Origin of the sequence: Azospirillum fermentarium, assembly GCF_025961205.1 — a bacterium.
GTDB classification, from domain to species: Bacteria; Pseudomonadota; Alphaproteobacteria; order Azospirillales; family Azospirillaceae; genus Azospirillum; species Azospirillum fermentarium.
The window spans coordinates 651,658-664,777 of record NZ_JAOQNH010000003.1 but is presented as its reverse complement, the minus strand read 5'-3'; the positions used below and the strand labels follow the sequence as shown (position 1 = coordinate 664,777).

The following is a 13,120-nucleotide window of genomic DNA, read 5'->3' as shown; positions in this document are numbered from 1 at the left end:
TGCCGCGGCGTCAGGCCTGCGGGGATTGAACCAGGGGGCAGGCCCCCGCCATGGCGTCGCCGGCGCCGAAGGCGACCGACGCTTCCTCCCAGATGCGGTCCATGGCGTCCAGGTCGCCGGCGTCGTCGTCCTCGCCCTCGGCCTTGATGTGGGCGGCCACCGCGGTGGCGTCGGCGGGGGCGCCGGTCAACTCGGCCAGGGCGGCCAGCACGCCGGCATACGGGCTGGCGCGCTCCTCCAGCCGGACGCACAGGGCGTCCAGCACCACCCGCGCCTCGCCCAGGATCTCCCGCGCCGTGGCTTCCGGCACCTGCGACAGGAACTCGCACAGCATGGGCAGGAAGTCGGGCAGCTCGCGGCTGTCGATCTCGAAGCCGTAGCTGCGGTAGATCTCGCGGAGATTGACCATGGCGGGGCCGCGCTCGCGGGATTCGCCGTGGACATGCTCGTAGAGATGCAGCGACAGGGTGCGGCTGCGGTCGAAAAGCTGGATGTAGCGTTCCTGCAGGTCGTACAGGTCGGTGTCGCCCAGGGCGCGGACCAGCGCCCCCACCTGGGCCAGGACGGGGCGGCTGAGCAGCCCCTCCCCGGTGATGACCTGCTGGATGTCGGTGCGGGCGGCCACCAGATCCTCGCTGGGATAGGTCAGCAGCATCCCCAACGCCTTGACGGTGTCGCAGCGTTTCATGTCACGCTCTCCGGTGCCGTTCATTTCACGCCCTCCGGTGCCTTGGTCTTCTTCGCCCCGAACAGCCCGGCCGGCGTCACGCCGTCGGCGCAGCCGTTGCCGAAGCTGAAGCCGCAGGTGCCGCGCAGGTCGAAGGTGTTTTCGGCGTATTCGCGGTGCGTCGTCGGGATGACGAAGCGGTCCTCGTAATTGGCGATGGCCATCAGGCTGTACATTTCCTCCACCTGATGGGCGGTGAGATTGGCGGCGCGCAGCACGTCCTTGTTCAAGGTGCCGTCCACGTGGCGGCCGCGCTGGTAGACGCGCATGGCGAACATGCGGGTCAGCGCGTCGCGCACCGGCTGCTCGTCGCCCGCCGTCAGCAGGTTGGCGAGGTACTTGACCGGGATGCGCAGGGAGTCGAGGTCGGGCAGCCCGTCCTTGAAGCCGATGTGCCCCTGTTCGGCGGCACCCTGGATCGGTGACAGCGGCGGGATGTACCAGACCATCGGCAGCGTGCGGTATTCGGGGTGGAGCGGCAGCGCCACCTTCCATTCCATGGCCATCTTCCAGATGGGCGACTGGCGGGCGGCCTCCAGCCACGCGTCCGGCACGCCGTCCTTGCGGGCCTGCTCGATGACGCCGGGATCCTTGGGATCCAGGAAGATGTCGAGCTGCGATTTGTAAAGGTTGCGCTCGTCGGTGACGCTGGCCGCCGTCTCGATGCGGTCGGCGTCGTACAGCACCACCCCCAGATAGCGGATGCGCCCGACGCAGGTTTCCGAGCACACGGTGGGCTGGCCCACCTCGATGCGCGGGAAGCAGAAGGTGCACTTCTCCGCCTTGCCCGACTGCCAGTTGTAATAGATCTTCTTATAGGGGCAGCCGGACACGCACATGCGCCAGCCGCGGCACTTGTCCTGATCGACCAGGACGATGCCGTCCTCCTCGCGCTTGTAGATGGAGCCGGAGGGGCAGGAGGCCACGCACGCCGGATTGAGGCAATGCTCGCACAGGCGCGGCAGGTACATCATGAAGGTGTTTTCGAACTGGCCGTAGATTTCCTTCTGGATGCCGTCGAAATTCTTGTCCTTGGACCGTTTTTCGAACTCGCCGCCCAGGATTTCTTCCCAGTTCGGCCCCCAGTTGATCTTGTCCATTTTCTCGCCGGTGATCAGCGAGACGGGGCGCGCCGTGGGCATGGTCTTGCCTTCCGGTGCGGTCTGGAGGTTCTGGTAGTCGAAGGTGAAGGGTTCGTAATAGTCGTCGATTTCCGGCAGGTCGGGGTTGGCGAAGATGTTCGCCAGCACCCGCCACTTGCCGCCGATGCGCGGCTCCAGCTTACCGTCGGCGTTACGGACCCAGCCGCCCTTCCATTTGTCCTGATTCTCCCATTCCTTGGGATAGCCGACGCCGGGCTTGGTTTCGACGTTGTTGAACCAGGCGTATTCGACGCCCTCGCGTGAGGTCCAGACGTTCTTGCAGGTCACCGAGCAGGTGTGGCAGCCGATGCATTTGTCCAGGTTCAGGACCATCGCGATTTGCGCGCGGATCTTCATGAGAATGTGCTCCTTGGTCTCGCGGTGGCCGCTGTTATTCCGCTGCCTGGATGGGCTGGACCGGGGATCCGTCCATCCAGTCCACCTGGGTCATCTTGCGGACGATCACGAATTCGTCGCGGTTGGCCCCGACGGTGCCGTAATAGTTGAAGCCGTAGGATTGCTGGGCATAGCCGCCGATCATGTGCGTCGGCTTGGTCACCGTGCGGGTGACCGAGTTGTGGATGCCGCCGCGGTGCCCGGTGACCTTGGAACCGGGGGTGTTCACGATCTTTTCCTGGGCGTGGTACATCATGCACATGCCCGACGGCACGCGCTGGGACACCACGGCGCGGCAGGCGATGGCGCCGTTGACGTTGTAGACCTCGATCCAGTCGTTGTCGGCGATGCCGGCCTTCTTGGCATCCACCTCGGCGATCCACACGATGGGGCCGCCGCGCGACAGGGTGAGCATCAGCAGGTTGTCGGTGTAGGTGGAATGGATGCCCCATTTCTGGTGCGGGGTGATCCAGTTCAGCACCAGTTGCGGCTGGCCGTCGTCCTTGACGTTGATGACCGGCTTGACGGTCTTCAGATCGACCGGCGGGCGGTAGACGCAGAAGCCTTCGCCGAACGCCCGCATCCACGGGTGATCCTGATAAAGCTGCTGGCGGCCGGTCAGGGTGCGCCACGGGATCAGTTCATGGACGTTGGTGTAGCAGGCGTTGTAGCTGACCTTCTCGCTTTCCAGCCCCGACCAGATGGGGGAGGAGATGATCTTGCGCGGCTGGGCCACCACGTCGCGGAAGCGGATCTTGTCGTCCTCGCGCGGGATGGCCAGATGGGTGTGGTCGAGGCCGGTGGCCTTGCCCAGCGATTCCCACGCCTTGACCGCCACGTGGCCGTTGGTTTCCGGCGCCAGGGTCAGGATGACTTCCGCGGCGTGGATGTCGGTGTCGATGCGGGGCAGGCCCTGGCTCGGACCTTCCTCGGTGACGACCCCGTTCAACTCCTTCAGGAATTCGATTTCGTCATCGGTCTTCCACCCCATGCCCTTGCCGCCGTTGCCGAGCGTGGACATCAGTGGTCCGAGCGAGGTGAACCGCTTGTAGGTGTTGGGATAGTCGCGTTCGACCACCACCATGCCGGGCATGGTCTTGCCGGGGATGGGATCGGTCTCGCCCTTCTTCCAGTCCTTCACGTCCAGCGCCTGGCCCAGTTCGCCCGGCGTGTCGTGCATCAGCGGCACCAGCACCACATCCTTTTCCACGCCCAGATGGCCGGGCACGACGTCGGAGAACGTCTTGGCGATGCCCTTGAAGATCTCCCAGTCCGACCGCGCTTCCCACGCCGGATCGACGGCGGCGGTCAGCGGGTGGATGAAGGGGTGCATGTCGGAGGTGTTGAGGTCGTTCTTCTCGTACCACGTGGCCGTCGGCAGAACGATGTCGGAATAGACGCAGGTGGTGGACATGCGGAAGTCGATGGTGACCAGCAGGTCCAGCTTTCCGGCCGGGGCGTCGTCGCGCCACACCACTTCGGTGGGTTTGGCCTCGCCCTCCTGGCCCAGATCCTTGCCCATCACGCCGTTGTGGGTGCCCAGCAGGTGCTTGAGGAAATACTCGTGCCCCTTGCCCGACGACCCCAGCAGGTTGGAACGCCAGACGAACAGGTTGCGCGGGTAGTTCCTGGGGTTGTCCGGGTCTTCGCACGACAGGCGCAGGCCGCCGTCCTTCAGGCCCTTGACCATGTAGTCCTTCACCTCGGCGCCGGCCTTGGCGGCATCGCGGGTGATCTGGAGCGGGTTGGTCTCCATCTGCGGCGAGGAGGGCAGCCAGCCCATGCGCTCGGCCCGCACGTTGTAGTCGATCAGGCTGCCGCCGTATTCGTTGGCGTCGGCCAGCGGCGACAGGATCTCGGCCACCGACAGCTTCTCGTACCGCCACTGGTCGGTGTGGGCGTAGAAATAGGAGGTGCCGTTCATCTGCCGCGACGGGCGCACCCAGTCCAGCCCGAAGGCCAGCGGCGTCCACCCCGATTGCGGGCGCAGCTTTTCCTGGCCCACGTAATGGGACCAGCCGCCGCCCGACTGGCCGATGCAGCCGCACATCACCAGCAGATTGATGATGCCGCGGTAGTTCATATCCATGTGGTACCAGTGATTGAGGGCGGCCCCCAAAATCACCATGGACTTGCCGCGGGTCTTGTCGGCGTTGTCGGCGAACTCGCGGGCGGTGGTGATGACCAGATCCCGCTTGACGCCGGTGATCCGTTCCTGCCACGCGGGCGTATAGGGCTGGTCGTCGTCATAGGACGCGGCGACGTTGCCGCCGCCCAGGCCGCGGTCGATGCCGTAGTTGGCCATGAACAGGTCGTAGACGCTGGCCACCAGCATCTCGCCCTCGGCGGCGTCCAGCCGCTTGACCGGCACGTTGCGCACCAGCACCGAGTCATGGTCGGTGCCGGTGAAGTGGTCGTGCTTGCGGTTGCCGAAATAGGGGAAGGCGACGCCGGCCACATCATCGCGGATGTCGATCAGCGACAGGGCCAGATCGGTGCCGTTGCCGGCGTGATCCTTTTCCTCCAGGTTCCATTTGCCCTGTTCACCCCAGCGGAAGCCGACGGAGCCGGCGGGCACGACCACCTTGCCGGTCGTCTCGTCGATGGCGACCGTCTTCCAGTCGGGGTTGTTGTCCTGGCCCAGCTTGTCGGCGAAGTCGGAGGTGCGCACGAAACGGTCGGGCACCAGAGTGTTGCCCTGCCGCTTCAGCTTCACCAGGAACGGCATGTCGGTGTACTGGCGGCAATAGTCGCGGAAGTATGCCGATTTGCCCGACAGATGGAATTCCTTCAGCACCACATGGCCCATGGCCATGGCCAGGGCGGCGTCGGTGCCCTGCTTGGGGTTCAGCCACAGGTCGGCGAACTTGGACGCTTCGGAATAGTCGGGCGTGACCACCACGCTCTTGGTGCCGCGGTAGCGGACCTCGGTGTAGAAATGGGCGTCCGGCGTGCGGGTCTGCGGCACGTTGGAACCCCAGACCATCAGGAAGGTGGAGTTGTACCAGTCCGCCGATTCCGGCACGTCGGTCTGCTCGCCCCAGGTCTGCGGGCTGGCCGGCGGCAGGTCGCAATACCAGTCGTAGAACGACAGACAGGTGCCGCCGATCAGCGACAGATAGCGCGCTCCGGCGGCGTACGACACCATGGACATGGCCGGGATCGGCGAGAAGCCGGCCACACGGTCGGGGCCGTAGGTCTTGGCGGTGTAGGCGTTGGCGGCGGCGATGATCTCCGTCACCTCGTCCCAGGTGGCGCGGACGAAGCCGCCCTGGCCGCGGATCGACTTGTAGGATTGGGCCTGCTGCGGATCTTCGACGATGGAGGCCCAGGCGTTCACCGGATCCTGCGTCCGCCGCGCCGCCCGCCACAGCTTCATCAACCGCGAGCGGATCAGCGGGTATTTCACCCGGTTGGCGGAATACAGATACCAGGAATAGCTGGCCCCGCGCTGGCAGCCGCGCGGCTCATGGTTGGGCAGGTCGGGGCGGGTGCGGGGATAGTCGGTCTGCTGGGTTTCCCAGGTGACGATGCCGCCCTTGACGTAGATCTTCCACGAGCACGAGCCGGTGCAGTTCACCCCGTGGGTGGAGCGCACGATCTTGTCGTGGCGCCAGCGGTTGCGGTACGCCTCTTCCCAGCTTCGGTCCTCGCGGGTCACCACGCCGTGGCCGTTGGAGAAGGTGCCGACATTCTTCTTGAAGAACATCAGGCGGTCGAGGAAATGACTCATGATGCACGTTCCTTATAAGCCTTCCGGGGGCGTGGGACGGGTCAGCACGGGGCTTCCGCACCCTTGCGGGCGTAGAACCACCAGTTGATCGCGATGTTGATGGCGAAGAAGACGGCAACGGCCTGGAAGAAGATGTTGGGCGAGCCGGTGGCGGCGAAGGCGGCGCCGAACGCCATGCCGAACACGAAGGGGCCATAGGCGGCCACCGCCGCGGTCCAGCCGATGACGCCCCCCGCCTGGCGCGGCGGCAGGATCATGGGAATCTGCTTGAAGGTGGAGGCGTTGCCGATGCCGGAGAAGAAGAACAGCCCCAGCATGCAGCCGACGAACAGGGGGAAGCTGTCCATCGACGTGGGTGCGGTGAAGAAGGTGACGGCGATGGCGCACACCACCAGACCGATGCCGGCGAGGTGGGTCACCCGCGCGCCGCCGAACTTGTCCGACAGCGGGCCGGCGACCACGCGCATGGCCGATCCCACCAGCGGCCCGAGAAAGGCATAGGCCAGCGGATCGGGCGCGCCGGGGAGCCCGCCGTACACCTGCTTGATGAGCAGCGGGAAGGTGGCGGCGAAACCGGAGAAGGAGCCGAAGGTCATGACGTACAGCGACGTCATCAGCCAGGTATGCTTGTTGCCGAAGATATCGAGCTGTTCACGGATGTTGGCCTTGACCGGCACGCTTTTCAGGAACGCCAGAGCCGACAGCCCGAACACCAGCACGAAGGGGATGTAGACGGCGGTCGCGTTCTGCAGCCAGATCATCGAAGTGCCGCCGCCCTTGGTGAAGGTCTGCGGCCCGCCCAGGAAGGTGGCCCCGGTCAGGGCGAAGCCGATGATCCACGGCGTGACGAACTGCACCACGCTGACGCCGAAATTGCCGATGCCCGCCTGGATCGCCAGCGCCGTGCCCTGCAGGCGCTTGGGGAAATACAGGCTGGTGGACGGCATGAAGGACGAGAAATTGCCGCCCCCCAGGCCCGCCAGGAACGACAGCACCATCAGCACCCAGAACGGCGTCGTCGGATCCTGCACGGCGTAGTACCAGCCGATCAGCGGGATCAGCAGGCTGAGCGTGGACCAGCCCACCACCCGGCGGGTGCCGTACAGCGGCACGAGGAAGGTGTGGATGATCCGCAGGGTGCCGCCGGCCAGCCCCGGCATCGCCGTCAGCCAGAAAAGCTGTTCGGGGGTGAAGGCGAAGCCGATGCCGGGCAGCCGCACCACCAGCGCCGACACCAGGAACCAGGCGGCGAACGCCATGGTCAGGTTGGCCGTGGTGATCCACAGCGTCTTCCACGCGATTTTCTTTCCGGTTATTTCCCAAAAAGTTGTGTCCTCGGGCCGCCAGTCGGCGACGGCGGAACCGGCGGTGCCGGCGCTCGCGATGCTCATGGTGTGTGTCCTCTGTTCGTATTTTTTCGTGCGGCGGCGTCAGGTGCGCTGGGGCACGGCCTTGGCCGGAACGGCGGGCGTGGGGGACGGGGGGGCTTGTCCGGCGCCGTCCAGTTCCGGCAGTTCCGGCAGATTCTTCAGGCTGGGCAGGTGGCGGCGCTCCATGCGCCCGACCGCCAGATGCATCCACACGAAGGCGGTGGCGACGATCAGGAACAGCAGCATGAAGCAACTCGTCCAGATGCCGGTCAGGTCGTTGAGGGCACCGAACACGATGGGCAGGATGAAACCGCCCAGGCCCCCGATCAGCCCGACGATGCCGCCCACCGAACCGACGTTGTCGGGGTAATAGACGGGGATGTGCTTGTAGACCGCGGCCTTGCCCAGGCTCATGAAGAAGCCCAGAACGAAGGTCAGGATGGTGAAGGGCACCAGCCCGATGGCGAAGGAAAAGGCGATGGGCCCCTTGATCCCCTGCACCACATAGTCGGTCGCCGGGTAGGCCAGCAGGAAGCTGCACAGAGCCGACACGCCGAAGGTCCAGTACAGCACCCGCCGCGCGCCGATCCGGTCCGACAGCACGCCGCCGAAGGCGCGGAACACCGACGCGGGGATGGAGTAGGCGGCCCCCAGCATGCCGGCGGTCTTGATGTCCAGCCCGTAGACGCCGACGTAATAGCGCGGCAGCCACAGGGCGAGTGCGACGAAGGCGCCGAAGACGAAGAAGTAATAGAGCGCGAAACGCCAGACCTGGATGTTCTTCAGCGGTGACAGATGCATCGCCGTCGATTCCGGGGGCGACCCGGCGGCCCGCCGCCGGACCAGGACCGGATCATCCTCGGTCGAGACCCAGAAGATCGCGGCCATGACCAGGATTGCGGCGGCCCACACCTGCGCCACCATTTCCCAGCCGTAGGCGACCATCACGAACGGGGCCACGAACTTGGTCACCGCCGCGCCGACGTTGCCCATGCCGAAGATGCCCAGCGCCGTGCCTTGCCGTTCCTTGGGATACCAGCGCGAGACATAGGCCACCCCCACGGCGAAGGCGCCGCCGGCAATCCCCATCGCCAGCGCCGCCAGGAGGAACAGCGGGTAGCTGTCGGCGTAGGTCAGCAGAAAGGTGGCAACCGCCGCCGACGCCATCACCGCAACATAGACGATGCGCCCGCCGTACTGGTCGGTCCAGATGCCGAGAAACAGGCGCGACAGCGATCCGGTCAGGATCGGCGTGCCGGCCAGCAGCCCGAACTGCGTGTCGGTCAGCCCCAGCTCGTTTTTGATCTGCACGCCGATGATGGCGAAGATGGTCCAGACCGCGAAGCAGACGGTGAACGCCACCGTGCTCATGGTCAGCGCCCGTGTCCGCTGTCCCGGTGATATGTCGTCAAGATGGTTCATCACAGTCCCCTCAGACTGGCCGTGTGACTGTGCCCACCGGCCAGCCACCGCATTCTTTGTGGGGACATTAATGTCTGTTCAAGGTCATACACTTGATTAAGGTCAAGCTTGAGAATGCAGTTACAATATGCCGCACTGTTGATTTCATAGTATTTCTTTAATAACATTAGTCATGATAATTTTTTACTTAAGTCAATTGGATCCTTGATATTCATCAAGAATCGGGAGGTGGACTCTGTTAAAAAAAACGGTGCATGGGAATCCGGCCGGGGCGGCGGGTTTCCTGACGGCGGGCGCGGTTGGAAGCGGAGGTGAGTGATGCGTGTGAAGGATCAGAACCTTGTGCGCAGCCTGCCTTTTTTCAACGGCCTTGAGGACGACCAGCTTGCCGAACTGACCCGCGGCGCGTTGCTGCAGCGCTTTCCCAAGGAAACGCAGCTTTTCGAACAGGGGGACAGGCCCGATTTCCTTCACATCCTGATCGACGGGACGGTCGAGTTGTACGCCAGTTCCGCCGACGGCCGCGAAACGGTCATCGAGCTGGTGACCCCGGTGGACAGCTTCATTCTGGCGGCGGTGCTGACCGACACGCCTTATCTCATGTCGTCCAAGGTGCTGGAACCGGCCCAGATCCTGATGCTGTCGGCTCACCGGCTGCGCCAGCAGATCATGCAGCAGCCCAAGCTGGCCCTGACGATGATGGCATCGCTGGCCGGGCATTTCCGCCGCATGGTGCGGCAGGTCAAGGATCTGAAGCTGCGCACATCGACCCAGCGCCTGGGGGCCTGGCTGCTGCATCAGGTGCCCGAGACCCAGGAAAACGGCGAATTCGACCTGCGGGTCAGCAAACAGGTGCTGGCCGGGCGCTTGGGCATGTCGCCGGAAAGCCTGTCGCGTGCCTTCGCCGCGCTGAGCGAGCACGGGGTCCATGTCCGGGGGCGGCAGATCGTGGTGGAGGATGCCGGAAAGCTGCGGATGTTCTGCCATCCCGACATCCTGATCGACGGGGACGAGAAGGAGCTTTGCGTTCTGAAATGAAGAGATGGCGGTGTATGATACCCTGACGTGAAGGGAGGGGGCCATGACCGAGAATCCGGCGAAGATCCTGGTGGTGGAGGACGAGGGGTTGGTGGCTATGGCGCTGCAGCAACTGCTCGTCTCCTTCGGCTACGATGTTGTCGGGCCGGCGCCCAGCACGCGCAAGGCCCTCATGCTGCTGGCCGGGGAAACGGGTATCGAGGGCGCCCTGCTCGACGTCAATCTGGGTGACGAGCGCGTCGATCCGGTGGCCGAGGCGCTGGCGGCGGCCTCCATCCCGTTTCTGTTCGCCACCGCCTACACCGGCCCCGCGGCACTTCCCCCCGCCTTCCGCGACCGTCCGGTCCTCAACAAACCCTACCCGCCCGAGCGGCTGCGGCAGGCGCTGGTTCAGTTGTTGGACCGGCCCGGAGCGGCCAGGGCCCGGTAAGCCGGAACGGTCACGGTGCAGCGCAGGCCCGCCGGCGGGAATTCCCGCGTCACCGTGCCGTCCAGATCATAGTCCACCGCCTGCGCGATCAGCCGGGTGCCGAACCCGAACCGGGTGGGCGGGCTCACCGCCGTGGCCGCCGTCTCCGTCCATTCCAGCACCACATCGTCCGCGGTGATGCGCCATTCCACCGCCACGGTGCCGCCGGCTGCGGCCCAGGCGCCATGCTTGGCGGCGTTGGTGCACAATTCGTGCAGCACCAGGGCGAACGCGAGCGAGGCCTTGGCGGTCAGCCGGGCCGGCGGGCCGGCCACGTGGAAACGGCCGTCGCCGGGAACGGCCAGATGCCCGGCCACGCGCTCGGCCAGGGTGCCGAGATCGACGCTTTCCCATTTCGACAGGGTGAGCAGGGTATGGGCGTCGGCCAGCGTCTGCAGACGCCCGGTCAGCGCCTGCCGGATGCCGTCCACCCCGTCCCCCGTGCGGAACGTCTGTTCGGTGAGCGACTGGATGACCGCCAGGGTGTTCTTGACCCGGTGGCTCAACTCATCCACCAGTATCCGCAGATGGCGTTCCGCCTCCTTCTGCGCGGTCACGTCCAAGGCGGTGCCGGTGAAGCGGACGGGGCGTGCGCCGTCGAACCAAGCCTTGCCGCGGGCCAGCACCCAATGCTGGCTGCCGTCGGGCCACACGACACGGTACTGCGCGTCGTAGGGCGCGCGGATGGCGGGGTCGAGACAGCGGCGGCACAGATCATCGACGGCGGCACGGTCGTCGGGATGAAGGCTGTCCAGAAAGACCGGATAGGACATCGCCACGTCGGCGGGCTTGCCGAAGATGGCCTTGCACGTCGCCGACCACGTGAGGCAGTCGGCGGCGATGTCCCAATCCCACATGCCCATCCCGGCGCTGTCGAGCGCCAGATGCAGGCGGTCCTCGCTGAGGCCGAGGGCCTTTTCGACCACGCGCCGTTCCGCCGCCGCCGTTTCCTGCCGCATCCGGGCCAACCGCAGCGTGCCCCGGACGCGGGCCACCAGTTCGCGGGCGCCGAAGGGCTTGACCAGATAATCGTCGGCTCCCGCCGACAGCCCCTCCACCCGCGCATCCTCGCCCGCACGGGCCGACAGCAGGATTACCGGAATGTCGCTGGTCTGCGGGTCGGCGCGCAGCGCCTGCAACAGGCCGAACCCGTCCAGCGTCGGCATCATCACGTCGCTGAGAACGAGATCGGGGGGATTGGACCGGGCGGTATCCAGGGCTTCCGCGCCGTTGCCGGTCACCGTGACGCGGCAGCCGGCGGCGGCCAGGATGCGCTGGACGTATCCCCGCATGTCCGCGTTGTCGTCGGCCAGAAGGACCAGCGGCTGTTCGGGGCCATGCAGACCGGCCGGCGGGCCTTCGGCCTCCACCGGCTCGGGCAGGTCCGCCAGCCAGCGTTCGGCTTCGGCGGCGAAGGCGCCGGCCTGGGAAAAAGCCGGTGCCGCGGATGCCGCCGGGCGCAGGCGGGCGGCGGGCAGGTGCGCGTGGCCCAGCGGAAGCGTCACGTGGAAATGGCTGCCCACGCCGGGCGTGCTGTCCGCCCGGACACTGCCCCCGTGCATCCTGGCCAGTTCCTGCACCAGGGCCAAACCGATGCCGGAGCCCTCGAAGGAGCGCCCCGGCGCTCCCTCCACCCGGTGAAAGCGTTCGAACAGGTGCGGCATCTCCGACTCCGGGATGCCGCTGCCGGTGTCGCTCACCGTCAGCGTCACCACACCGTCCCCCGCGCGCAGGCGGACGGCGATCGCGCCCCCGTGGGTGAACTTGAAGGCGTTGGACAGAAGGTTGAGGACGATGGTTTCCCACGCGTTGCGGTCGGCGAAGACCGCCTCCGGCAGCGGCGGGCAATCGACCACCAGGGTCAGTCCCGCCTTGTCGCACGCCGACTGGAAGTGTCCCGCCAACTCCCGGGTCGTCAGCGCAAGGTCGAGGGGTTCGAAGGAAAGATGGGCGCGTCCCGCTTCGGCACGGGCGAAGCCGAGCAGGGAATTGACCAGCTTGAGCAGGCGCAGGGCGTTGCGGTGGGCGGTTTCGAGCTGTTCGCGCTGGGGCCCGGTCAGCCCCCCCGCCGCGTCGTCGAGAAGATCCCCCAGCGGCCCCAGCATCAGGGTCAGGGGGGTGCGGAATTCGTGGCTGATGTTGGAGAAGAACGCCGTCTTGGCATGATCCAGCGCGGTGAGCTGGTCGTTGAGGCGGGCCAGCTCGTTCCTGGTGGCCATCAGCTCGCGGTTCGCCTCCTTGACCTCGCTGGCCCGGCGCAGGACGTCGGCCTGCATCCGGTCGGCGTGGGCCTGCACCCGTTCGATGGTCTGCGTGTTTTCCGCCGAGGCGCGGCTTTTGGACAGGATGAACTCGGTGACGTCTTCGGCATAGTGGAGGATGTAGCCGATGTGGCCCGCCGCGTCCGTGACCGGGATGTTGACGGGGCTCCAGTAACGCACCTCGAAGCCGCTGCCGTCGAGCCGGGGGATATCGTACTTCTGCACGCCCATGACGTCCTGCACGCCGTCGGCCAGCACCCGCTGCAACGACAGCCGCAGATCGTTGACGCTGGTGGCCCCCGGGTCGCCGGGATCATCGGGGAAGACCTCGAACAGCCCGCGGCCGACGATCTCTTCCCGCTTCGTCCCGGTCGCGGCCACATAGCGGTCGTTCACCGCCTCGATGGTGAAGGCTTTGTCGGGGCGGAGAACCATGTAAGGGTGTGGGCTCGCCTCGAAAAGCCGGCGAAAGAAGGATTCCATGCGCGACCTCTTTCCCCGTCCTCCCCTGTAAAGGGTATCTGGGGACGCCATTGTCACAAATCAAACTTCTCTGCACGGC

The 13,120-nt window shown here is 65.9% G+C and carries 8 protein-coding genes; 2 read left to right on the top strand and 6 right to left on the bottom strand.

Annotated elements, in window-relative coordinates:
* Positions 1-10: 10 nt before the first annotated feature.
* The 5 genes from narJ to M2352_RS23220 are packed head-to-tail and all read right to left on the bottom strand — an operon-like array spanning position 11 to position 8,790.
* Positions 11-712, bottom strand: a complete 702-nt coding sequence (gene narJ, locus M2352_RS23240) for a nitrate reductase molybdenum cofactor assembly chaperone (protein ID WP_264666910.1) — start codon at positions 710-712, stop codon at positions 11-13.
* Positions 709-2,226, bottom strand: a complete 1,518-nt coding sequence (gene narH, locus M2352_RS23235; protein ID WP_264666909.1) for a nitrate reductase subunit beta — start codon at positions 2,224-2,226, stop codon at positions 709-711. Before narH ends, narJ begins: the two co-directional genes overlap by 4 nt.
* Positions 2,227-2,260: 34 nt before the next feature.
* Positions 2,261-5,998: a nitrate reductase subunit alpha gene (locus M2352_RS23230; RefSeq protein ID WP_264666908.1), complete on the bottom strand. Its 3,738-nt coding sequence runs from the start codon at positions 5,996-5,998 to the stop codon at positions 2,261-2,263.
* A gap of 41 nt (positions 5,999-6,039) precedes the next feature.
* The gene (locus M2352_RS23225; protein ID WP_264666907.1) at positions 6,040-7,389 is read right to left on the bottom strand and encodes an MFS transporter; all 1,350 of its coding nucleotides are present in this window, start codon (positions 7,387-7,389) and stop codon (positions 6,040-6,042) included.
* Positions 7,390-7,428: 39 nt separating this feature from the next.
* Entirely contained in the window at positions 7,429-8,790 is a 1,362-nt protein-coding gene (locus tag M2352_RS23220; protein ID WP_264666906.1) for an MFS transporter, read from the bottom strand.
* 318 nt (positions 8,791-9,108) lie between these two features.
* Here M2352_RS23220 and M2352_RS23215 point away from each other — a divergent pair, with 318 nt between their 5' ends.
* Complete coding sequence (locus tag M2352_RS23215; RefSeq protein WP_264666905.1) at positions 9,109-9,828, top strand: cyclic nucleotide-binding domain-containing protein; 720 nt, start codon at positions 9,109-9,111, stop codon at positions 9,826-9,828.
* A gap of 43 nt (positions 9,829-9,871) precedes the next feature.
* Entirely contained in the window at positions 9,872-10,258 is a 387-nt protein-coding gene (locus tag M2352_RS23210) for a response regulator (RefSeq protein ID WP_264666904.1), read from the top strand.
* Here M2352_RS23210 and M2352_RS23205 read toward each other — a convergent pair.
* Positions 10,219-13,041 (bottom strand): ATP-binding protein, encoded by a 2,823-nt coding sequence (locus M2352_RS23205; protein WP_264666903.1) that lies wholly within the window; start codon positions 13,039-13,041, stop codon positions 10,219-10,221. The genes M2352_RS23210 and M2352_RS23205 overlap by 40 nt on opposite strands.
* Between the last annotated feature and the right edge of the window lie 79 nt (positions 13,042-13,120).